Origin of the sequence: Micromonospora gifhornensis (genome assembly GCF_016863515.1) — a bacterium.
In the GTDB taxonomy this organism is placed as follows: domain Bacteria; phylum Actinomycetota; class Actinomycetes; order Mycobacteriales; family Micromonosporaceae; genus Micromonospora; species Micromonospora gifhornensis.
Window position 1 is genome coordinate 32,979 of sequence record NZ_BOPA01000028.1, and the last position, 21,530, is coordinate 54,508.

At 70.6% G+C, this 21,530-nt stretch carries 21 protein-coding genes; 5 read left to right on the forward strand and 16 right to left on the reverse strand.

Annotated elements, in window-relative coordinates:
• Positions 1–8: 8 nt before the first annotated feature.
• Genes Vgi01_RS20280 through Vgi01_RS20295 form a run of 4 tightly spaced genes read right to left on the reverse strand, consistent with a single transcriptional unit; the run spans position 9 to position 5,063 of the window.
• Complete coding sequence (locus Vgi01_RS20280; RefSeq protein ID WP_373307004.1) at positions 9–2,006, reverse strand: DUF5941 domain-containing protein; 1,998 nt, start codon at positions 2,004–2,006, stop codon at positions 9–11.
• Positions 2,003–2,749, reverse strand: coding sequence for an ABC transporter ATP-binding protein (locus tag Vgi01_RS20285; RefSeq protein ID WP_013731133.1), 747 nt, complete (start codon positions 2,747–2,749; stop codon positions 2,003–2,005). The genes Vgi01_RS20280 and Vgi01_RS20285 overlap by 4 nt, the downstream gene beginning before the upstream one ends.
• Complete coding sequence (locus Vgi01_RS20290; RefSeq protein WP_043719464.1) at positions 2,749–3,576, reverse strand: ABC transporter permease; 828 nt, start codon at positions 3,574–3,576, stop codon at positions 2,749–2,751. The genes Vgi01_RS20285 and Vgi01_RS20290 overlap by 1 nt, the downstream gene beginning before the upstream one ends.
• Positions 3,577–3,635: 59 nt before the next feature.
• Positions 3,636–5,063 (reverse strand): L-serine ammonia-lyase, encoded by a 1,428-nt coding sequence (locus tag Vgi01_RS20295; RefSeq protein WP_204292050.1) that lies wholly within the window; start codon positions 5,061–5,063, stop codon positions 3,636–3,638.
• Positions 5,064–5,538: 475 nt separating this feature from the next.
• Here Vgi01_RS20295 and Vgi01_RS20300 point away from each other — a divergent pair, with 475 nt between their 5' ends.
• Positions 5,539–5,745 carry a PspC domain-containing protein gene (locus Vgi01_RS20300; RefSeq protein ID WP_043719459.1) on the forward strand — a complete coding sequence of 69 codons (207 nt, stop codon included), beginning with the start codon at positions 5,539–5,541 and terminating at the stop codon, positions 5,743–5,745.
• A 311-nt stretch (positions 5,746–6,056) separates the two neighbouring features.
• Here the strand turns inward: Vgi01_RS20300 and Vgi01_RS20305 are convergent, their stop codons facing one another.
• The 6 genes from Vgi01_RS20305 to pdxH form a co-directional block, all read right to left on the reverse strand.
• The gene (locus tag Vgi01_RS20305; RefSeq protein ID WP_102660382.1) at positions 6,057–6,800 is read right to left on the reverse strand and encodes a DUF4230 domain-containing protein; all 744 of its coding nucleotides are present in this window, start codon (positions 6,798–6,800) and stop codon (positions 6,057–6,059) included.
• 144 nt (positions 6,801–6,944) lie between these two features.
• On the reverse strand, positions 6,945–7,250 hold the full coding sequence (locus tag Vgi01_RS20310; RefSeq protein ID WP_093404142.1) for a type II toxin-antitoxin system VapB family antitoxin: 306 nt from the start codon (positions 7,248–7,250) through the stop codon (positions 6,945–6,947).
• Positions 7,251–7,439: 189 nt separating this feature from the next.
• Positions 7,440–8,042, reverse strand: a complete 603-nt coding sequence (locus tag Vgi01_RS20315) for a nitroreductase family protein (RefSeq protein ID WP_102660383.1) — start codon at positions 8,040–8,042, stop codon at positions 7,440–7,442.
• A 98-nt stretch (positions 8,043–8,140) separates the two neighbouring features.
• Complete coding sequence (locus Vgi01_RS20320; protein WP_102660384.1) at positions 8,141–9,067, reverse strand: aldose 1-epimerase family protein; 927 nt, start codon at positions 9,065–9,067, stop codon at positions 8,141–8,143.
• Positions 9,068–9,105: 38 nt separating this feature from the next.
• Positions 9,106–10,395 (reverse strand): MFS transporter, encoded by a 1,290-nt coding sequence (locus Vgi01_RS20325; RefSeq protein WP_204292112.1) that lies wholly within the window; start codon positions 10,393–10,395, stop codon positions 9,106–9,108.
• Between the two features lie 2 nt (positions 10,396–10,397).
• Positions 10,398–11,024 carry a pyridoxamine 5'-phosphate oxidase gene (pdxH, locus tag Vgi01_RS20330; RefSeq protein ID WP_102660386.1) on the reverse strand — a complete coding sequence of 209 codons (627 nt, stop codon included), beginning with the start codon at positions 11,022–11,024 and terminating at the stop codon, positions 10,398–10,400.
• Between the two features lie 279 nt (positions 11,025–11,303).
• Between pdxH and Vgi01_RS20335 the strand changes: the two genes are divergently transcribed.
• From Vgi01_RS20335 to sepH, 3 genes are all read left to right on the forward strand, one after another.
• Positions 11,304–12,410, forward strand: coding sequence for a citrate synthase 2 (locus tag Vgi01_RS20335; RefSeq protein ID WP_102660387.1), 1,107 nt, complete (start codon positions 11,304–11,306; stop codon positions 12,408–12,410).
• Positions 12,411–12,750: 340 nt separating this feature from the next.
• Positions 12,751–13,878 (forward strand): phosphoserine transaminase, encoded by a 1,128-nt coding sequence (gene serC / locus Vgi01_RS20340; RefSeq protein WP_102660388.1) that lies wholly within the window; start codon positions 12,751–12,753, stop codon positions 13,876–13,878.
• A gap of 291 nt (positions 13,879–14,169) precedes the next feature.
• Complete coding sequence (gene sepH, locus Vgi01_RS20345; protein ID WP_102660389.1) at positions 14,170–15,252, forward strand: septation protein SepH; 1,083 nt, start codon at positions 14,170–14,172, stop codon at positions 15,250–15,252.
• A gap of 331 nt (positions 15,253–15,583) precedes the next feature.
• On the opposite strand, the gene thpR is transcribed toward sepH, so the two are convergent.
• From thpR to Vgi01_RS20370, 5 genes are all read right to left on the reverse strand, one after another.
• On the reverse strand, positions 15,584–16,156 hold the full coding sequence (thpR, locus tag Vgi01_RS20350; RefSeq protein ID WP_204292051.1) for an RNA 2',3'-cyclic phosphodiesterase: 573 nt from the start codon (positions 16,154–16,156) through the stop codon (positions 15,584–15,586).
• A 151-nt stretch (positions 16,157–16,307) separates the two neighbouring features.
• The gene (locus tag Vgi01_RS20355) at positions 16,308–16,811 is read right to left on the reverse strand and encodes a hypothetical protein (RefSeq protein WP_204292052.1); all 504 of its coding nucleotides are present in this window, start codon (positions 16,809–16,811) and stop codon (positions 16,308–16,310) included.
• Between the two features lie 96 nt (positions 16,812–16,907).
• On the reverse strand, positions 16,908–18,185 hold the full coding sequence (locus tag Vgi01_RS20360) for an MFS transporter (RefSeq protein WP_204292053.1): 1,278 nt from the start codon (positions 18,183–18,185) through the stop codon (positions 16,908–16,910).
• A 78-nt stretch (positions 18,186–18,263) separates the two neighbouring features.
• Entirely contained in the window at positions 18,264–18,713 is a 450-nt protein-coding gene (locus Vgi01_RS20365; protein ID WP_043719449.1) for a MarR family winged helix-turn-helix transcriptional regulator, read from the reverse strand.
• A 109-nt stretch (positions 18,714–18,822) separates the two neighbouring features.
• Positions 18,823–20,298 (reverse strand): NCS2 family permease, encoded by a 1,476-nt coding sequence (locus Vgi01_RS20370; RefSeq protein WP_102660492.1) that lies wholly within the window; start codon positions 20,296–20,298, stop codon positions 18,823–18,825.
• Positions 20,299–20,345: 47 nt separating this feature from the next.
• Between Vgi01_RS20370 and Vgi01_RS20375 the strand changes: the two genes are divergently transcribed.
• Complete coding sequence (locus Vgi01_RS20375; protein ID WP_102660491.1) at positions 20,346–20,630, forward strand: DUF2530 domain-containing protein; 285 nt, start codon at positions 20,346–20,348, stop codon at positions 20,628–20,630.
• 37 nt (positions 20,631–20,667) lie between these two features.
• Here the strand turns inward: Vgi01_RS20375 and Vgi01_RS20380 are convergent, their stop codons facing one another.
• Positions 20,668–21,504: a DUF3027 domain-containing protein gene (locus tag Vgi01_RS20380; RefSeq protein WP_102660490.1), complete on the reverse strand. Its 837-nt coding sequence runs from the start codon at positions 21,502–21,504 to the stop codon at positions 20,668–20,670.
• Positions 21,505–21,530: the final 26 nt, after the last annotated feature.

The following is a 21,530-nucleotide window of genomic DNA, read 5'->3' on the forward strand; positions in this document are numbered from 1 at the left end:
GGCCTCCGTCAGATTGTCGTGCTCCTCCCGGCACCCGCCGGCACCCGCGCCGGTCGGACGAACCAGGCCAGCACCACACTTGCCACGAAAAGCACCAACAGGTAGATACCGAGTGTAGCCAGACCAGTACTCGCAATTCCGGCTATCGCCGCCACCGCCAGCAGCACCGACCGCCCCTCCCAGCCGAGGGTCGCCGGGTGCAGCGGCGGTGCCGGTTGCCGCTTCTCCAGCCGGGCCACCAGGTCGTAGTGGTGCAGGGTCAGCACGAAGACGTACCCGAAGATCAGCCAGGCGGGCGCCTGACCGATCACCCCGACGGCGATGGCAAACAGGTACTCACCGGCCCGTAGCGCCGCCGGCACCAGCCAGTCCAGCGGCCCGTTGTGCGCCGCACCGGCACCGCCGGCCGCGAGCAGCAACCCCACCAACGCGAGCAGCACGGTCCATCTCGGGTACGCCTCGCCGTAGCCCCAGGTGGCCAGCAGCACGAGAATCGTCGGCAACACGGCCAGCAGCGCCAGCACCAACGGTCCCGGCCGGCGGGCCACCGGGAACCGGGCGGCCAGCGGGCCGTCGTCGCGGTGCAGGGTGGCGTCGAGCGTGTCCAGCACCGGCACCCACATCCACCGGGCCCGCAGCGTACGCAGCGCCCCGGTGTACGCGAACGCCAGCACACCCCAGGTCAGTACCGTCAGCAGCGCGATCCGCTGGTTGAACAGTGCCGCGGCCAGCGCGATCAGCGCCCACCGTTCCCCGATCGGGAAGACCACCGTGCGCTTGAGCCAGTACGACAGCGAACCGGTGTCGGCCTGCACCTTGGTGGACGCGGCGTTGAGCCGGTCACCGATGCCGCCACCGCCGGTGCCGACCGCCTTCGGCCGGCGGGCCGCCTCGTCGTGCAGCACGCCGTACCACGCGTCGGTCATGTGTCGTACGGTCTGCAACGTCATCGCGGCGATCGCCAGAGCCCACCCGTACCGGACTCCGGCCGCCGTGGCGCCCCACCCGAGGCCGGCGTAGACCACGTACTCCTTGGCCCGGTCGGCCATGGTGTCCAGCCAGCCGCCCCAGGCGCTGAAGTTGCGGGTGTAGCGGGCCAACTGGCCGTCCACGCAGTCCAGCACGAACCCGAGATAGAGCAGCACCCCGCCGGTGACCAGGGCGAGCCGGCCGCCGCTGGCGAACAACGCCGCCGCGGCCACCGCGAACGCCACCGACAGCATCGTCACCCCGGTCGGGCTCAACCCCAACCGGGCCGCCGCCTTGGTGACGTACGGGGACCAGGTGCTGACGAAGTACGTGGTGAAGAAGTCGTCCTTCTCCTTGACCGACAGCCGCAACTCGGCCCGGTCCTCGTCCACCTCGGCAACCTCGGCCCGCGCCCCGGACAGCCCGCTCTCGTCGTCGACCCGGTGCGCCACAAGCAGGCGTACCCGCTGGGCGAAGACCAGCACACCCTGGGCCGTGAGCCCGGTGAAGACCTGGTCCACGGCGGGCCCCGGCGGCTCGACGCGCGGACCGCCACCGTCCCCGTGCCCGGCGGCCACGTCGGCCAGCCGGCCGGTGGCGGCGGCCCGGGCCGCGGCCACCAGCGCCGGCAGGTCGTCCCGGCCGACCCGCACCGCGCCACCGAAGATGCCGGTGGCTTCGCCGTCGAGCCGGTGCGCCGGCCCCGCGTCGACCACCTGGCCGCGCTCCTCGCGGACCGTCGTGCGGCCACCGGCGGGCGGGTCGGTGAGCACCAACGCCACCGTCGGCCCGACCGGGCTGGTCACCAGATGCCGCAGTACGGCGGTGTGCGCGACCAGGTCGGCACCGCTGACCACCACCGGGCCCGTCGACCCGCCAGCCAGGTCGGCCAACTCGTCAAGGTCGGCCGCGAACCGCACGTCGGTGACGCCGGCCGCCCGCCACTGTGCGGCAAGCCGGTCGACAAGCGCCGTATCATCGCCCGCCGGCAGGCTCGCGGCCGGCGAGCCGGCGGCGAGCACGATCGCGAGCGTCACCGGGGAACCGCGTCGTGGTACGCGGCCAGCGCCTCGGCGATCGTGCCGTCCACGCTCAGCCGGCCCGCGTCGAGGAAGAGTCCTCGACGGCAGAACCGGGTCAGGTCCTTTTCGTTGTGTGACACCAGCACCAGAGTGCGCCCCTCCCCGAGCAGACGATCGATTGTCGTGTAGCACTTCGCGCGGAACTCGGCGTCCCCGACCGCCGTCACCTCGTCCATCAGCAGGATCGGGTGCGGCAGGTGGGAGATGATGGCGAAACCCAGCCGGACCTTCATTCCGGACGAGTAGTGCCGCACCGACGTGTCGATGGCCCGTTCCACCTGCTCACCGGCGAACGAGACGATCTCGTCGAAGTGCCGTTTCAGGTAGCCCGACGACAGCCCGTGCAGCCCGCCCACCAGGTACAGGTTCTCCCGCCCGGTGAGGTCGTTGGAGAAGCCGGCGGAGAGTTCCAGCAGCGGCGCGACGTCGCCGGAAACCCTGATCCGCCCCTCGTCGGGAATCAGCACCCCGGCGATCAGCCGCAGCAGGGTGCTCTTGCCGGTGCCGTTGCGGCCGATCACGCCGACGGTCTCGCCGGGCGCGATCGAGAAGGTCAGGTCGCGTAGCGGCCAGAACTGGCCGTCGCTCGCGCTGCGCCGACCCCGGTGGATGAGCAGCTCCCGCAGCCGCAGCTGCCGCCGACGGTTGCGGACGAACCGGATGCCGAGACCCTCCGCCTCGATGATCGATTCGCCCATCAGAGTTCCTTGAGCACGGCGGGTTCGAGCCGACGGAACGACCACCAGCCGGCGACGAGCAGCAGCAGACTGATGCCGACGGTGGTGGCCAGCATCCGGGCTGACGGGAACTCGTCCGGGTACCACACCGAGTGGTGCAGTTGGAAGATGCCGACCAGCGGGTTGAGTTCGTAGCCCAGCTTGAGCCAGCCCGGCAGGCCGGAGCCCTGGACCAGGCTCAGCGGATAGATGATCGGGCTGGCGTAGAACAGCACCCGGATGACCAGCCGCATGAACCGCTCCACATCGCGCATCAGCACGTTCCACGCGGACAGCAGCAACGCCACCCCGATCAGCAGGGTGGCCTGCACCAGCACCGCCAACGGCAGGGCCAGCAGCGACCAACCCGGATGGATCTTGCCGTCGGCGGCGTACCAGATCGCGATGCCGGCCAGAATCGGCAGGCCGGCGGCGTACTCGGCGAACCGACCGACCACCCGGCCGATCGGAAACACCTGCCGAGGCACGTTCATCGTGGTGATCAGCCGGGACTGGCCGGTCAACGCGTTGGTCGCCTCGCTCAACGCCGAGCTGGTCCACATCCAGGCGAAGATCCCAGTGATCAAAAACAGCGGGTACGACCCGGCGGCCTCGCCCAGGTGTCGGTTGGTGTCCCGGGAGTACAGCACGCCGAAGACGAACCAGTAGATCGCGCCCATCCCCAGCGGCTCGATCAACGACCAGAAGTAGCCAAGCACCGACTGCTGGTACTTGACCGCGAGATCACGCCGGACCAGGATGCGCAGCGAGTTGCGGTGCGACCACAACGCCCCCACGCCAGAGGTCACCGTCGTTCTCCCGCCTACTGAACGGACGACAGGTTAGCAGTCGATGAAACTTCGTCCGTTCAGCACTCGATCACGTTTACCGCGAGACCGCCGCGCGCCGTCTCCTTGTACTTGACCTTCATGTCGGCGCCGGTCTCCCGCATGGTCTTGATGACCTTGTCGAGCGATACGGCGTGCACCCCGTCACCGCGCAGGGCCAGCCGGGCAGCGGTGATCGCCTTGATGCTAGCCACCGCATTACGTTCGATGCACGGTATCTGCACCAGGCCGCCCACCGGGTCGCAGGTCAACCCGAGATTGTGTTCCATGCCGATCTCCGCGGCGTTCTCCACCTGCGCCGGCGTACCACCCAACGCCTCGGCCAACCCGGCGGCAGCCATCGAGCAGGCCGAGCCGACCTCGCCCTGGCAGCCCACCTCCGCGCCGGAGATCGAGGCATTCTCCTTGAACAACACCCCGATCGCGCCGGCCGCGAGCAGGAACCGCACCACCCCGTCGGTGCTGGCCCCCGGCACGAACCGCGTGTAGTAGTGCAGCACCGCCGGAATGATCCCCGCCGCGCCGTTGGTCGGCGCGGTCACCACCCGCCCACCAGCCGCGTTCTCCTCGTTGACCGCCAAGGCGAACAGGGTCACCCAGTCCATCACGTACAGCGGATCGACTGCCCGCACCGTCACCCCCGCCTGCGGGGTTGCTGGACCCTCGGCGACTGGCTGCCCGGTGGCGGCGTCTGCTTCCAGGCTGCGGCGTAGTTCGGCGGCGCGACGGCGGACCTTCAACCCGCCCGGCAGCGTGCCGTCGCGAGTGCAGCCACGCTCGACGCATTCCTGCATCACCCGCCAGATGTCCAACAGCCCGGCCCGCACATCCGCCTCGGACCGCCAGGACAACTCGTTGGCGAGCATCACCTCGCTGATGGACAGCCCGGTCGAGGCGGTCACGTCGAGCAGTTGCGCTCCGGTGACGAAGGGATGGCGGACCTCGGTGCTGTCCGGCTTGATCCGGTCGGCACCCGCCGCCGCCTCGTCGACGACGAACCCACCACCAACCGAATAGTAGGTGCGCGTCCTGACCTCTGTTCCGCTCCCGTCGTACGCCGAAAAGATCATCCCGTTCGGGTGATACGGCAGTGACCGGCGACGATGCAGCAGAAGATCCCGATCCGGGTCGAAGTCGCTCTCGTGCGTGCCGAGCAGCGCCAGCCGCCGCTGCGCCCGAATCTCCGTCACACGAGTGTCGACGGTGTCGGTGTCCACCGTCTCCGGCACCTCACCGGCCAGGCCGAGCAGGACCGCCCGGTCGCTGCCGTGGCCGTGCCCGGTGGCGCCGAGCGACCCGAACAGCTCGGCCCGTACCCGACTCACCTCGCTGAGCCGACCATCGGCCTTGAGCCCGTGAACGAACGTACGCGCCGCCCGCATCGGCCCCACCGTGTGCGAGCTGGACGGCCCGATGCCCACACTGAACAGATCGAACACACTGATCATGCCCACACCTCTCGCCCTGCGCCGGGATCACCGGTCAACAGACGATGAAGATCGTCACCGCCCTCGTTCCCAAGGCCGGCCGCCAGCGCCCCGATACGGACGCCCAACCCACCGACCCTAACCCCCACCCACCCAGCCTCCCTCCCCTCACCCTCACACCCCACACGCAGCGGGCGGCCACAGGCGGGGACCTTCCCCGTCGATCTTGCACTTCTGGTCGCCGATTCCACCCGCTACACCCCTTATGCCCCGACCAGAACTCCATGATCGACGAGCAGGGGTGGGGAGCGCGGGGTGCGGGGAGAGGCGTGCTGGGAGGGGGGCGCGGGTAGGGGTGGGGATAGGGAGGAGGGCGCGGGTATGTACCTACGGGTGGGCTGGGGAAGGTTCGTTCTGGGGACGGAGGGCGGGGGCAGGTCCTGGCCCTAGCGTTGATGCCAAGAGCGGCGGATCGCCGCAGAGGGGAACTACCACGATGAGTCGCAAGCTTGTTCGGCCCCGGCAGGGGCGCATGTTCGCCGGTGTCTGCGCCGGCCTGGCCCAGCGTTTCGGCATGTCGGCCGGGATGGTCCGGCTGCTGTTCCTGCTGTCGCTACTGCTGCCCGGCACCCAGGTGATCATCTACCTGGCACTGTGGATCATCATGCCCAACGAAGACCGCTACCTGGCAACCGCCCGCTGACCTCCCCCACGCCGGGCTCTCGCCCCCGAGGCGCCCACCCGCAGGGTGCCCACCCGCGAGGCACCCACCCGCAGGGCACGAACACGCGGAGCACGAACACGCGGAGCACGAACACGCGGGGCAGGAACACGCGGGGGCACGAACACGCGGGGCACGAGCAACTTCGGGGAAAGTGCCGCCAAACGGGGACCGGAGGCAACAACTTCCCCGGAGTTGCTGCCTCCGGTTCCCCGACGTTGCTGCCAACAACTTCCCCCGACGTTGCTGCCTCCGGCCGGATGAGTCGGGCGGTGGGGCAGCGGGTCAGGGGGTCAGGGGGCCACGTAGGTGACGGTGACGTGCTCGAAGCCGAGGGAACCGAGCAGGCCCACCAGCATCTTGCGGGTGTTCTCCTCGGCCCGGGCAGCCAACCCGCTGTCCCGCGCCGCGGCGGTGATCCGGTCCTCGGCGAGCTGGTAGACCTGCTGCTGCCGGTTCGGGTCACCGCCGATCAGGTCACCGACCCGGTTGAGCAGGCCCCGCTCCTCCGCGAAGACGTAGCTCTTGTCCAGGTCGAGGTTGGTCTTGGCGAGTTGCGGCGCGGGCAGCTTGATCTCGACGGACTTGCCGTCGGCCGACTGCACGATCGCCCCCTCGGTGAGGGTGCCGAAGTCGACGTACGCCTCGACGCTGCCCGCTCCGACGAAGAGCGTGCGCTGGTTGAGCAGCCAGTCCGGCACGTTTCGGCGGTCGTTCTGAAGGTCGACGACGACCTGGAAGTTGCCCTCGGCGGCCACGTAACGGCTGAGATCCTGCATCGACTCCAGCAGCGCCGGCTGACTGCGGTCGGTCTGCTCCTTGCTGAAGGGATTGCGGAACTCGGGCAGGATCCCGGTGGTCTGCACGCCGAGCAGCACCACCACGGCGAGCGCCGCCGCGCCGAGCACCCAGAGCAGTGCCCGTGCGGCACCGCCGCTCGACGGCGGCGGGGGCGGAACATCGGACCGGTCGTCCGGGTGCAGGTCAGAGTCGGGGAACCTGCTGGTGGGCTCGTTGATGTCGCCGTCGCGTGCCATCGCCCTCACCGTCCTTGTCAGACGCGTTGTCTGTGATGACGGTAAGCCCCCCGTACGACAGCCGCTCGCCGAGTCACCCGATCGCGTGTCTGCGCAGGTCAGGCCGCATGAATGACAGCTGCCCGACGCTGGGAGACCGACGGGTCACTCCACCGCTTCGGCCAGCACGAACACCCGGGCGTGGATCTGGTTGCGCTGTTGCAGCGCGGCGCGCAGCGCGCGGTGCAGGCCGTCCTCCAGGTAGAGACCACCGTTCCACTGCACCACGTGCGGGAACAGGTCACCGTAGAAGGTCGAGTCCTCGGCGAGGAGCTTGTCCAGCGCCAACTCGCGCTTGGTGGTGATGAGCTGGTCGAGACGCAGCGGGCGAGGTGGGATCTCGGCCCATTGCTTGAGTGTCAGGTTGTGTTCCGGGTAGGGACGCCCGTCCCGGACCGCTCTGAAGATCACGACGGCACGCTCCCCTCCCCCTGCCCGGGTCGTACCACGACGCCGACGCGGGTCGCGGCACGGTGCCGCGACCCGCGGCGCCGATGTCGGTGCCAGCGTAGCGGCCCCCCGCACTTCACGTTCTGCTCCCTGGTGCCAGTTTCGCTACCGGTAGTCCGGTTCCCAACAGGACGAAACCACCCGTACGGGTCAGCTCCACCGTCCGCGGCGGACCACTTCGTCCACCGGACGACGACCTCGACGCAGTGAGGGTGACCGATGGTCGGGTGCGCGATAACCGACAGTGACAGCCCCGATCGGGTGGTACTCCTCCGGCACACCGAACGCCTCCCGGTAGGGCTCCAGCCGCTGCGGCGGAATCCCGAAGAAGCAGGAACCCAGTCCCTCGTCGACCGCCGTCAGCATCATCAGCAGAGCGGCGAACCCGGTGTCGATGTACCAGTAGGGCACCGGCCAGCGGTCCGTCGAGCGGTCCGCCCAGCCCTTGTCCGCTTCCGCGTACCGATCGAGGTAGACCGAGCGGTTGGCGTGCGGCACCACGATCAGCGGAGCGCGGCGCATCCCGGCCAGCCAGCGGCCCGTACCGCCGTCCTCCGGGGTGGTGGCCGCCCAGAACCGCTCGCGGTCCGCCGGCTCCTCCAGCACCAGGAATCCCCAGCCCTGGGAGAACCCGGCGGACGGGGCCCGCACGGCGTGGTCCAGCAACCGGTCCACGACTTCCGGCGGGACCGGGCGGTCCGGGTCGTAGTTACGCACCATCCGGCGTCGCCGGACGACGTCCGCGAACTCCACCTGTCTCTCCTCGATGCTGGGCCGGGCCGACCGACGTCGGGACGGCCGGTCGACGTCGGGACGGCCGGTCGACGTCGGGACGGCCGGTCGACGTCCGTTCAGACTCCGGGCCGGATTCCCCAGGCACCCCGCCAGGTCTCGCCGGGTGCCAGGACGATCAGGTCCCGACCGGACCGGAACGCGTCCGGCGGGCAGGTCATCGGCTCCACCGCCACCGACCGCCGGAACCGCTCACCGGTCAGTGTGTCGCCCGTGTAGACCTGCCACCAGCCGAACTGGGCGTCCGCCCAGATGCTCAGCCCGCTGGACCCGTCCGGGCCGCGCAGCGTCACCGCCGAACCGTCGTCGTCCCGGGTCACCTCACCGAAGGCGTGGTCCAGCACCGCGTCGCCAATGCGCCGCGGCTCGGTGTAGTCGTACTCGGTGCCGGCCACCGGGGTAACGCCGACCGGCAGCAACCGCCCGTCCACAAGCATCCGGGTCCGCCCGGGCACCTGCAACGCGATCTCCTCCACCGGCACCCCGGGCAGGCGCAGGTACGGATGCACCGAGAAGCCGAACGGCACCGGCTCGACACCGATGTTTGTCACCTCGTGCTCACCGCGCAGCCCTTCGGTCCCGACGCTCCAGCGGGTACGCAGTCGCAGCGGCCACGGGTATCCCGGCTGCGGCGGCAGGTCGAAGCCGATCGTGACCTCGTCCGGCCGTTGCTCGATCAGGTGCCAGGACGACCAGTTGACCAGGCCGTGGATGGCGGTGTTCCGCTCCGGCTCGGTGATGTTGAGCTGCAACGACTGCCCGTCGAAGGTGTAGGCCCCGTCCCGGATCCGGTTGGGCCAGGGCGCGAGCACCTGACCTGCCGAACCGGGGCAGATCTCGTCGGTGGCGTACCCGTCGACGTGCTCGACGCCGTCCTGGCGGTAGGTGCGCAGCCCGCCACCCACCTCGACGATGACCGCCTCGTGACCGGCGGCGGCAATGGTCCACTGTGCCCCGGAGAGGGGACGCGGCTCAGGGCTATCCATGTCGCCAGACCCTAGCTCCCAGGTGGGCTCTGCGCTCACTACGGTCGGCGGTCACCGGTCTGAACCGACGCCCGGTAGCGGGTCAGCGCGGGGAACGCCACGGCGAGCAGCACCGCCAGCACCGCCGCCGCCAGACCACCGCCCACCCAGGCCACACCGCTGCCGAAACCGGCCGCCATGGCGCCCGCCCGCAGGTCACCCAGGCGCGGCCCGCCGGCCACCACGACGGTGTTGACCCCTTGCAGCCGCCCACGCATCCGGTCCGGGGCGTACACGATCAGCATCGACTGCCGTACCACCGAACTGACCAGGTCGGCTGCGCCGGCCAGCACCAGCAGCGCGACGACCAGCCAGAGCTGGCGGGCCAGCCCGGCCAACGCCACCGCGACGCCCCAGCCGACGACCGCCAGCACCAGCACCAGCCCCTGCCGGCGGACCCGACCGATCCAGCCGGAGAACAGGCCGGCGAGCAGCGACCCGATGGCGATCGAGCTGTACAGCCAGCCCACCGCCGCGCCGCCACCGAACCGCTCGGTCGCCACCTCGGGAAAGAGCGCCCGGGGAAAGGCGAACACCATCGCGATCAGGTCGATCGCGAAGGAGAGCAGCAGCACCGGCGCGCCGGCCAGGTAGCGGACGCCGTCGGCGATGCTGCGCAGCCCGGCCTGCCGGGGAGCACCGTCCGGGTCCGGCTCGGGCGGCATCGCGGGCAGTCGCAGCGCCGCCCAGACCAGCGCGACGAGCAGGGTGGCGTCCAGGCCGTACGCGACGGGCAGCGCGATCCCTAGCTCGAAGACGGCGAGGATCAGACCCGCGGCCAGCGGGCCGAGCACCGAGGTGGCCATCGCCGTGGTGAAGTTCAGCGTGGTGGCGGCGGGCACCAGTTCGACAGGTACCAGCCGGCCGACCAGCGCGGCGCGGGCCGGACTGGCGATCGCGAACGACACCGAACTCAACGCCACAAGCGCCAGCAGCAGCATCGGACTGCCGACACCCAGCAGGGCCTGCACCAACAACCCCAGGACGGACACCCAGAGCAGCACCGAGCCGCCCAGCAGCACCCGACGCCGGTCGAGGGCGTCGGCCACCGCGCCGCCCCACAACCCGAAGACCAGCAACGGTACGAAGGCAGCCACGCCCAGCAGCCCGACCCAGAGCGAGTCCTCGGTCAGCGCGTACATCTCCACCGGTACAGCGACCGCGGTGAACTGGAACCCGAACATCGCGATGGCGTTACCGACCCACAGTCGCCGGTACGCCGGCACCCGCAGTGGGCGCAGGTCGATCGCCCAGCGGCGCTGCTCACGCGGCCGGGAGGTGTCTTTCAAGGTCACGGGGCCAGCCGCTCCACGACCCAGCCGGTGTCGGTACGGCGGAACCGCAGCCGGTCGTGCAGCCGGCTGGCCCGCCCCTGCCAGAACTCCACCGAGTCGGGGCGTACCCGCAGGCCACCCCAGTGCTCCGGGGCGGGGATCGGCTCCACCTCGGCGAAGCGCTGCGCCGCCGCCCGGTAGGAGTCGTCGAGCGCGGCCCGGTCCGGCAGCACCGACGACTGGGTGCTGGCCCACGCGCCGAGCTGCGAGCCACGCGGCCGGCTGGCGAAGTACTCCTCGGTCGTGGCCCGGTCGATCCGCTCCACCGACCCGGTCACGATCACCTGCCGCTGTATCGGAAACCAGGGAAACACCAGGCTGGCGTACGCGTTGACAGCCACCTCGGCGCCCTTGCGGGACCGGTAGTTGGTGAAGAAGACGAAGCCCTGGTGGTCGTACCCCTTCAGCAGCACGGTGCGGGCGCTCGGCCGACCGGCGGCGTCGGCGGTGCCCACCACCATGGCGTTCGGCTCCGGCAGCTCAGCGGCCACCGCCTCGGCGAACCAGCGATCGAACTGGGTGCACCAGTCGCCGGCCAGGTCGGCTTCGACCAGCCCGGAGCCGGCCGTGTACTCGTGGCGCATGCCCGATGGCGGTGGTGTGTCCCCCGTCACGTGTCCTCCCCTGTCCGTCCGGCGGATCCGCCCCCGACCAGCCCGTACGGTCAAGTCTCGCCGAACCGATGACGGGCGGCTCATCCGGGGATGTCGCGTGCAGCACATCGACAGTGGGTCGCACACCCGGTTACCAGCAGGCAAGATGTCACGAACACATCCGGAGAGGGTCGCCGAAGGCGCTCACCCGGCCGGGGCCGGGTATCGAGCCCAGGGCGGGCGCACCGACCACACACCAGGAGTAGTGAGATGGCCGATTTCAAACCCGGACTCGAAGGCGTCGTAGCGTTCGAAACCGAGATCGCCGAACCCGACCGTGAGGGCGGTGCGCTGCGCTATCGCGGGGTCGACATCGAGGATCTGATCGGCCAGGTCTCCTTCGGCAACGTCTGGGCCCTGCTTGTCGACGGCCGGTTCGGGCCCGGCCTGCCGCCGGCCGAGCCGTTCCCGGTGCCGGTGCACTCCGGCGACATCCGGGTCGACGTGCAGTCCGCCGTGGCGATGCTCGCCCCGTACTGGGGTCTGCAGCAGATGCTCGACATCTCCGACGAGCAGGCCCGCGAGGATCTCGCCCGGGTCTCGGTCACCGCGCTGTCCTTCGTCGCCCAGTCCGCCCGGGGTCTCGGCCTGCCGGCGGTGCCGCAGAAGGAGATCGACAAGGCTTCGACGGTGGTCGAGCGCTTCATGAAGCGGTGGCGTGGCGAGCCCGACCCCCGGCACGTCAAGGCCGTCGACGCGTACTTCATCTCGGCCGCCGAGCACGGCCTGAACGCCTCCACCTTCACCGCCCGGATCGTCGCCTCCACCGGCGCGGACGCCGCCGCCTGCATCTCCTCGGGCATCGGCGCGCTCTCCGGCCCGCTGCACGGCGGCGCGCCCTCGCGGGTGCTCAGCATGCTGGAGGCGGTCGAGCGCAGCGGTGACGCCGAGAGCTACGTCAAGGGCGTCCTCGACCGGGGCGAGCGGCTGATGGGCTTCGGCCACCGGGTGTACCGGGCCGAGGACCCGCGCGCCCGAGTGCTGCGCCGCACCGCCAAGGAGTTGGGTGCCCCCCGGTTCGAGGTTGCCGAGGCGCTGGAGAAGGCGGCGCTCACCGAGTTGCAGGCCCGCCGACCGGACCGGGTGCTCGCCACGAACGTCGAGTTCTGGTCCGCGGTCGTCCTCGACTTCGCCGAGGTACCGGCGCACATGTTCACCTCCATGTTCACCTGCGCCCGGATGGGCGGTTGGAGCGCGCACATCCTGGAGCAGAAGAAGCTCCAGCGTCTGGTCCGCCCCTCCGCCCGCTACGTCGGGCCGGGCCCGCGCAAGCCGCACGAGGTCGACGGCTGGGACGCCGTCCCCCACGGCGTCTGAGGTGTAAGGAAGGGCCCCTTCTTAACGTTTCCGGTAGAGGAGGGGCCCCTTCTTAACACCCCGTTCCCGGCTTGTGGCGCCGCAGCGGCCGGCCGGGTCGTGGGCGGGCGGATCGTCGGCGTACGCCCGTGGCCGACACCGATGTGGGCCAGGCCACGGGCTGTGGCGGACGACTCACGGTTCGGGGTGAGACGAGCGCCCGGAGGGGTACCAGCGGGTGCGAGGATGAAGGCGGCAGTGCCGCCGGAGGGTGCGATCACGCACCCACACGCGCACGCCGATCGGTCCACTCCCACCTGCTCAACCGGGCCCCGACCCATGCGGAAGGATCTTGAAAACCGTGGCTGACGCTCCGACCATCCGGATTCCCGACGAGATCAAGCCCGCCGACGGCCGATTCGGCTGCGGGCCGTCCAAGGTCCGTCCGGCGGCGGTCTCCGCGCTCGCCGAGGTGGCCACCAGCTACCTGGGCACCTCGCACCGGCAGAAGACCGTCCGCGACCAGGTGGCCCGGCTGCGCTCCGGCATCGCCGAGTTCTTCTCCCTGCCCGAGGGCTACGAGGTGATCATCGGCAACGGGGGCACCACCGCGTTCTGGGAGGTGGCGACCTTCGGCCTGATCCGCGACCGGGCACAGTTCGCCAACTTCGGCGAGTTCGGCGCGAAGTTCGCCAAGGCCGTCAAGGACGCCCCGTTCCTCGGTGAGCCCACGATCCGCAAGTCGGACGCGGGCAGCGCGCCGACCCTGGTCGCCGAGGCCGGCGTGGACGTGTACGCCACCCCGCACAACGAGACCTCGACCGGTGTCGCGGTGCCGATCAACCGGGTGGCCGGTGCCGACCCGGACTCGCTGCTGCTTGTCGACGCCACCTCCGGCGCCGGCGGCCTGGAGGTCAACGTCGGCGAGACCGACGTCTACTACTTCGCGCCGCAGAAGTGCTTCGGCTCCGACGGTGGCCTGTGGCTGGCCCTGATGTCGCCGGCCGCGCTGGAGCGGGCCGCCGAGGTCAAGGCCTCCGGCCGGTACATCCCCGCCTTCCTGGACCTGGTCACCGCGATCGACAACTCGCGGCTGGAGCAGACCTACAACACCCCGGCGCTGGCCACCATCTTCCTGGCCGCCGAGCAGACCGACTGGATGAACTCCCAGGGTGGGCTGGCCTGGGCGGCCAAGCGCACGGCCGAGAGCGCCGGCATCGTGTACGGCTGGGCCGAGCGCTCCGCCGTCGCCACCCCGTTCGTCGCCGACCCGGCGCTGCGCTCCAACGTGGTCGCCACCATCGACTTCGCTGACGGGGTGGACGCCACCGCGATCGCCAAGGCGCTGCGTGCCAACGGCATCGTGGACACCGAGCCGTACCGCAAGCTGGGCCGCAACCAGCTGCGCATCGCGCTCTTCCCGGCCGTCGAGCCGGCCGACGTGGAGGCGCTGACCGCGTCCATCGACTACGTGGTCGAGCGGCTCTGACCCGACGTTGAGACAATGGGCCCGGTCGACCACCCCGTGTGGTCGCCGGGCCCATTACGCTGAGCGGACCGGCCGCGCTGCGGCAGTGCCGTGCGCTGTCGTACCGTTGCGGTCGGCGGTCGGCGATTGACCGGCCACACAGCTCTCACCAGCACCGAAGAAGGCTGCTCAGCACGAGTTGCCCGGGCGTGGCGTCTCCCACCTGGACCCGGATGGGCGTACCGTGGTCCTCAACGCCCCGGGTGGCCGGCTCGTGGCGTACGGCCAGCGAAGCGGGACGGAGGCAACGCGATGCGCCCAGTACGCTTCGTCGCCCTCTCCGAGGACGGCCAGGCCCTGGTGCTCGCCGACGAGGTCGGGCGCCTGCTCGCCCTGCCCATCGACGAGCGCGTCGCCGGAGTGCTGCACGCCGAGCCGGGTGCACCGACGCTCGCGGTGGCACCGACCACCGCCGACCCGGTGCCGTCGCTGTCCCCTCGGGACATTCAGGCCCGGATCCGTTCCGGCGAGTCCGCTGAGGACGTCGCCCGCATCGCGGGCGTTCCGGTCGACCGGGTGCTCCGTTACGCCGGCCCCGTGCTTCAGGAGCGGGCGATGCTCGCCCAGCACGCTCGGCGTACCCGACTCAAGGGTGCCGAGAAGCCGACCCCGCTGGCCGAGGTGGTCAACGGACGGCTCGCCCAGCACGGCATCGACACCGAGAAGATCTCCTGGGACGCGTGGCGTCGCGACGACGGCACCTGGCGGATCGTCGCCACCTGGCCGTCCGGCAAGGCCACCGCGCAGGCGGTCTGGAATCTGGACAAGACCCGTCAGTCGGTGACGCCGCACGACGACATGGCGCAGTACCTCTGCGCCGAACGCCCCACGCCGATCCTCGGCCAGGAGCCGGCGCCGGAGCGGGGTGGCCACGCGCTGCCCGGTCCTTCGCGCGGCGAGCCGAGTCGGGGTGGCCACGGGCTGCCGACGCCGGCCGAGTCGGGCCGTACCGGCCGTGACCCGATCCGGGCCGGCCGGGACGCCCTGCTCGCCTCGCTCGATCGGCCGCTCGGCTCGACGTCGGGTCGCGGTCTCGAGCCGCGTACTCCGGCCGCGCTTGCCGGACCGCCGGATTCGCCCCGGCAGCGGGCCGTCTCCGGTGGCGCTGCGGCGTTGCTCGGCGGTGGTCAGGGCTCGGCCTTCGACGACGACGCGGACGCGCCGAAGGAGGTGCCGGCCGTGCCGTCGCTGGCGGTGCTGCGCCCTCGCCGCACCAACACGCCGGCCGCAGCCGCAGCCGACTCCACCGAGCCCGGCAGCAAGCCCCGCAAGCGCCTGCCCAGCTGGGACGACGTCCTCTTCGGCACCGGCCCCGCCGCCCGCGAATCCTCCTAACCCCCCCGGGCCCTTCCCGCCACACCCTGCCCCGCACCGCCCCCCACCCTGCCCGCGCCTGCCCTGCCCTGCCCTGCCCTGCCCGCACGCGCCCCACCCTGCCCTCCGCGCGCCCTACCCTGCCCCCGCGCGCCCGCCCTACGCGCCACGCCGCCCCGACCCTCTTTGCTCGATCTTGCACTTCTTGTCGCGACAAAGACGGCAATCTGGGGCATCTATGCGACCAGAAGTGCAAGATCGGCGTGGGGTGTGGGCGTGGGGTGTGGCGCGGGGCGCAGGGTGGGGTGGGTGGGGGTTGTGGGGACGGGGCGGGGGCGGGGCAGGGTGGGGTTTAGAGGGGGTGGGTGGTCAGGGGGTGGTGGGTGGGTGGGGGGCCGGGGTGGGTGTGGACCAGTACCAGTTCGGTAGCGGGCCAGGGTGGGCCGAGGTAGTTGTCGAGTACGGCCAGGTCGGCTTCGACGTCGTCGGGTGGCATCCGGTCGCCGGGGCGGGCGATGGTCAGGTGCGGGCGGAACGGCTTGTCGTCGCTTGGCACCCCGATCGCGGCCAGTTCGCTCCGAACGTTCCCGGCCAGCGTCGCCAGGCGATCGACGTCGCCGTGCACGTCGACCCAGAGTACGGTGCTGCGGCCCCGCCCGAATCGACCACCGCCACCCAGCCGCAGCAGGGGCGGCGGGCCGCCGCGAGCCGTCGCCATGGCGAGCCGTAGGGCCTGCTGCACGGCGGTCAACCGGGTGGGATCGACCTCGCCGAGAAAGGCGAGCGTGAGGTGGGCCTTACCAGGGTCGGCCAGCCGTACGTTCGTTCCGGCGGCTGCCGCCGCGTTGAGCCGCAACGCGGCGACCTCGCTGAACAGGTGCCCGATCGCTTCGGCGGGCGGATATACCGCGATGAAGAGTCGCACCGACGCAGGATGTCAGCTGGGACGAGAACGCGATGACCGGCCGCAGCGGCCTCGGCGCACACCAGCCGACGTGAGCAGCCAGCCGCAGCCGTTCAGGAGTTGAGCATCCAACCCGCACCCGTTCAGGAGTTGAGCATCCGCCCGCACCTGTTCAGGAGTGGCGCTGGTGTTGGCCGGGCCGGGTGGCCGGCAGGCGCAGGCCGGCGGCATCCAGTTCGCCCTCGATCCGGACCCGTTCGATCTGCTGGTCGATGCCGGTCAACTCGGCCAGGTGTTCGGGGATGCCCAGCGCCCGGCACGCCAACCGGAGCCGGTCGTCGTACGCGTCGAGGACGCTGCTGTGCCACACCACGGCCGCACCACCGACCCGGTCCCGACGCAGGCAGCGCAGGTCCGCCGCGAGTTGCTCCAACGGTCGCCGGTCGGGCCGGTCGAGGGCGCCGAGAACGTCAGGGTCGGCGAGATCCTCGACGGCCACCGCCTGATTCAGCCGGGTGATCAGGCGCCGTTCCCGTCCCCGTTCCCGCCATTCGGCGAATCGGCAGGTGACACGGTCGAGGACCTCGTCGGCACAGACCACGAGTGCGATAAGCGCCGGTACGCAGACCACGGCGGCCAGCGCCAGGGACAGCAGCAGCAAGCGCAGGAACTCCACCCAACGAAGTTATGCTGTCGCGGAGCGTCACGTTGCTGATTTTCAGTATCTGACCGTCCCGGCGCGAGCCGGCCGCCTCGACCGTGGTGCCCCCGTTCAGGCCTCGGTGACGTAGAAGCGGGGCATCGGCAGGACCCGGAACCGCACCCGGGCACCGTCGCGGCGGAGCTGCCAGGCCAGCGCGAGCAGGGCGGTGGCGAGGGAGAGCAGGCCGCCGGCCCAGATGCTGACACCGGCACCGAAGGTCTCCGCGACCCAACCCACAAGCGGCGCACCGATCGGATTGGTGCCCAGGAACACCAGCACCCACAGCGCCATCACCCGGCCCCGGAACGCGGCGTCGGTGCCGAGCTGGACCCGCTGGTTGGCAGCCTGGGCGAAGTAGACCATGAAGAAGCCGGTCGGCGGCAGCAGCGCCACGACCGTCCAGTAGGTCGGCGCGAGCCCGACGAGGGTGCCGAAGACGGCACAGGCGATCGCGGCACCGAGCACCAACCAGACGGACGGGCGACTACGTCGCCCCGTACCGGCCAGCGCACCGGCCAGCGCACCGACCGCAAGGGTGGTGCTGAACAGGCCGAACGAGGCCGCGCCGGTGTTGAACACGGTCTTCGCCAGTGCTGCCAGGGTGAGCTGGAAGTTGAACAGCGCCATCCCGATCACCGACATCACCACCATCGGCAGCAGCAGGTCGGGGCGTCGGCCCACGTAACGCAGCCCGTCCATCACGGTCGCGGCGGCCCGTTCCTCACGCGGGGGCAGCGGAGGGCGGTACAGCTCGGACGACCGCATCTGGATCACCGTGACCAGGGGTGCGATCGAGCTGAGCGCGGTGACCATGAAGACCGGCCCGACGTCGAACGCCGCGATGGCCAGGCCGGCGACGGCCGGTCCGACTATCCGGGCGGAGTTGAAGACGGCCGCGTTGAGCGAGAGCGCGTTGGGCAGCAGCCGGGTGCCGACCAGTTCGGAGACGAACGCCTGCCGGACCGGGGTCTCCACCGCGTTGGCCACACCGAGCAGGGCAGCGAAGACGAAGACGTGCCAGAGCTGGACCAGGCCGGTGATGACAAGCACGCTCATCGCCAGCGACAGCACCGTCCAGAAGGCGTTGGCGACGAAGAGGAGCATCCGCTTGTCGTACCGGTCGGCGAGCCGGCCGGAGATCAGCGTGAGCAGCAGTACGGGGGTGAACTGAAGCGCGACCACCACACCGAGCGCGGTGGCCGAGTCGTCGGAAAGCTCGAGGACCAGCCAGTCCTGGGCGATGAACATCATCCAGACGCCGATCAGTTTGACCAGTTGCCCGGATGCGAAAAGCCGGTAGTTGCGGACCTGTAAGGACTGGAACATCGTGCTCAACCGTGCCTGCACTCTCGGTGCGCCTCCTCGCGGTGGTACGCGTCGTCGACAACGGACGGCGCGGCGCGAAGCACACTCGGGTGTGCGGCGTCAGGCGCGGGAGATCTGCTGGAGAATCTCTGCGGCGTGTTGCAGAGTCTCCCGGTCGGCATCGCTCAGCTCGGTCAGCCGGCGGGCCAGCCATTCATCTCGGACCCGCTCGAACTGGTCGAGCACGGCCTGGCCCCCCGCGGTCACCGCGAGGATCACCTGCCGGCCGTCGGTCGGGTGGGGGGTGCGCTGCACGAGGCCGCGCTCCTCCAGCTTCGCGACGATCTTGGTCATCGTCGGTGGCTGCACCCGTTCGACGTCGGCGAGTTCCCGCGGCGTGAGCGCTCCACCCAGCCGGATGCTGGTGAGCGCGGACAACTGGGTGACCGTCAGGTCACCTACCGGCCGGGCCTGGCGGACCCGCCGGTTGAGCCGGGTGATCGCATCACGCAGCTGATGGGCCAGCTGCGCCGGTGGCATGCTCTGCGCCGTCACCGTCCGCTCCGTCACGATAGTTAGCCTAACTAATGAGCTTGCCGGACCGCAGCGAATATGACCACTCTCACCCGACTCGGGCCAGGTATGAGCGGATCACACCTGGCCCGGGTTCGGAAGAACGTCAGAACACCAGCGCCTCGATGGGACCGCGCAGGAAGTACACCACGAACAGTGCCGCCACTGCGTACAGCAACGGGTGGACCTCGCGGGCCTTGCCCTTGGCCAGCTTGATCACCACGTAGGTGATCAGGCCGGCACCGATGCCGTTGGAGATCGAGTAGGTGAACGGCATCAACACGATGGTGAGGAACGCCGGGATGGCGATCTCGTAGTCGGACCAGTCGATGGTCCGTACCGCGGTCATCATCAGGAAGCCGACCACCACAAGCGCGACGGACGCCGCCTCGAACGGCACGACCACCACCAGCGGGGCCAGGAACATGGCCAGCAGGAACAGCGCGCCGGTGACCAGGTTCGCCACGCCGGTCCGGGCACCCTCCGCGACACCTGCGGCACTTTCGATGTACGCGGTGTTGCTGGAGACGCTTGCCGCGCCGCCGGCCGCCGCGCCGATCGAGTCGACAAGCAGGATCTCCTTCGTACGCGGCGGGGTGCCCTGCTCGTCGAGCATGCTCCCTTCCTGCCCGACCGCGACCATCGTGCCCATGGTGTCGAAGAAGTCGGTGACCAGCAGGGTGAAGATGAACATCAACACGACCAGCCAGCCGGCCCGCCCCCAGGAGCCGAGCACGTTGAACTGACCGAGCAGCGACAGATCCGGCAGGTCGACGGGGTTGCTGGGCAGGGTCGGGACGTTCAGCGACCAGCCCTTCGGGTTCGGCACGCCGTTGACGAAGGACGGGCCGACGTTGCCGAGCGCCTCCACCACCATGGCCAGCGCGGTGGAACTGAAGATGCCGATCAGGATCGCGCCCTTGACCCGGCGTACCACAAGCACCAGGGTCAGCAGCAGACCCAGCACGAAGACGAGCGTCGGCCAGCTGGCGAGCTTGCCACCGATGCCCAGACCGAGCGGCACGGTGCTGTTCGCCGCGTCCGGGATGCGGCGGACGAAACCGGCGTCGACCAGACCGATGATGGTCAGGAACAGGCCGATGCCGACGCCGATGGCCGTCTTCATCTGGGTCGGCACCGAGCGGAACACGGCGGTACGCAGGCCGGTCAGCACCAGCACCGCGATGATCACACCCTCGATCACCACCAGGCCCATGGCATCGGCCCAGGTCATCTGCGGCGCGATCTCGTACGCCACCAGGGCGTTGACGCCGAGGCCGGCGGCGACGGCCAGCGGGAACCGGCCGACCACGCCCATCAGGATGGTCATCAGACCGGCGACCAGCGCGGTGGCCGCGGCGATCGCCGGAATCGCGAGGGCCTTGCCGTCACCGTCGACGGCACCGCCGAGGATGAGCGGGTTGAGCACCACGATGTACGCCATCGTGAAGAAGGTGGCCAGACCACCCCGTAGCTCGCGGGTCATCGTCGAGCCACGCGCGGTGACCTCGAAGTACCGGTCGAAGCGGCTGACCGGCCGACTGGGGTCGGGCGGTGTGTTGTCGAGCGGCGCTACTGACATCAGGAACCTCACAGCGAATGATCAGGTCGTCGCGCGCATCGTCCCAGATGGCAGGCGGTCCCGGAAGTTCTGTCGCGTACTCTGAGCAGGTGCCGAAGCAGCAGCCGCGTCCTGAACCACTCGATCCGCCGATGGTGCCGTTCGCGCTGGCCGGCATTGTCGCGTGGGCGGTGGCCGGGGTGGTGCTGCTCCTCTTCCGGGACCGGCTGGCCGCGAGCGGGAACGAGGACTGGCTCTGGATCTGCCTTGCCGGCTTTCTGTGGGGCTTCCCCGGTCTGGCCGTGATGATGCGGCACGACGCCCACCGACGCCGCCGCCGCGCCGCCAACTGACCGCCACCATCCCGGCCGGACGACCGAGCGTGGTTGATCAGGAGTGGCCGTACGGCTCCGCAGGCTCACCCGACTCGACCGACCCCGGTGCCCGGGATACCGACATCGGCTCCACCGCGCTGTCGTCGTAGACGGCGGGCACCTCCTCCACCGCCGTCTCGGCCTCGACAAGCGTCTCCGAGTGCGCACCGCAGCCGTGGTCGGTGCTGACCACCCGGCCGTCGTCCGGGGCGTAGAAGTTGCCGCAGACACCGAAGCACTGCCGCAACTGCCCGGCGAGCGGCAGGTAGAAACCGCAGGTGCCGCACCGCGCGGCGGCCGGGGCGGAGGTGGAGATCGGCGCCGACGGGCCGTGGTCGCCGTCGTACCAGCGCTGGGCCGCCTCGGCCCGTCCCTCCCGCGACAACACCCGGGCCCGGCCCAGGCCCAACTCCCAGGCGGTCTCCTCCACCGCCGGGTCGTCGGAGAGCAGGTAGCCGGGCGCGAGCCGATCGTCGTCGGCGGGCGTGGGCAGCAGATCACCCGGACCGAGATCACCGGGCTTGAGCCGCTCCTGCCACGGCAGCCAGCCGGGCGCGAGCAGCGCGTCCGGCCCGGGCAGCAGCACGGTCTCGCAGATCGTCACGGTACGGCTGCGCGGCACCCGGGTCACCGTGACCGCCCACCGCCAGCCGCGATAGCCGGCAAGCAGGCATTCGAAGTAGTGGGTGACGAGCCGATCGCCCTCGGCGACAGCCTGGAGATGTTCACCGACTTCGGTGGCGTCCACCTCGGTGATGCCGGCACGCGCCACCTCGACGGCGGCGGCGCAGACCTGGTCGAGACGAGCGGCGCGGGCGGAGACAGGCCTGGTCACCCAACCATTGTTCCCCATGGGTGGGGCCGACCGTGAGGCACTCC

Excerpts from the sequence above, each read along its gene's own strand:
- Vgi01_RS20285 (WP_013731133.1), bottom strand. The coding sequence starts at position 2,749 with ATGGGCGAATCGATCATCGAGGCGGAGGGTCTCGGCATCCGGTTCGTC.
- Vgi01_RS20295 (WP_204292050.1), bottom strand. The coding sequence starts at position 5,063 with ATGATCAGTGTGTTCGATCTGTTCAGTGTGGGCATCGGGCCGTCCAGC.
- Vgi01_RS20300 (WP_043719459.1), top strand. The coding sequence starts at position 5,539 with ATGAGTCGCAAGCTTGTTCGGCCCCGGCAGGGGCGCATGTTCGCCGGT.
- Vgi01_RS20305 (WP_102660382.1), bottom strand. The coding sequence starts at position 6,800 with ATGGCACGCGACGGCGACATCAACGAGCCCACCAGCAGGTTCCCCGAC.
- Vgi01_RS20320 (WP_102660384.1), bottom strand. The coding sequence starts at position 9,067 with ATGGATAGCCCTGAGCCGCGTCCCCTCTCCGGGGCACAGTGGACCATT.
- pdxH (WP_102660386.1), bottom strand. The coding sequence starts at position 11,024 with ATGCGCCACGAGTACACGGCCGGCTCCGGGCTGGTCGAAGCCGACCTG.
- Vgi01_RS20335 (WP_102660387.1), top strand. The coding sequence starts at position 11,304 with ATGGCCGATTTCAAACCCGGACTCGAAGGCGTCGTAGCGTTCGAAACC.
- sepH (WP_102660389.1), top strand. The coding sequence starts at position 14,170 with ATGCGCCCAGTACGCTTCGTCGCCCTCTCCGAGGACGGCCAGGCCCTG.
- Vgi01_RS20370 (WP_102660492.1), bottom strand. The coding sequence starts at position 20,298 with ATGTCAGTAGCGCCGCTCGACAACACACCGCCCGACCCCAGTCGGCCG.
- Vgi01_RS20375 (WP_102660491.1), top strand. The coding sequence starts at position 20,346 with ATGGCAGGCGGTCCCGGAAGTTCTGTCGCGTACTCTGAGCAGGTGCCG.
- Vgi01_RS20380 (WP_102660490.1), bottom strand. The coding sequence starts at position 21,504 with ATGGGGAACAATGGTTGGGTGACCAGGCCTGTCTCCGCCCGCGCCGCT.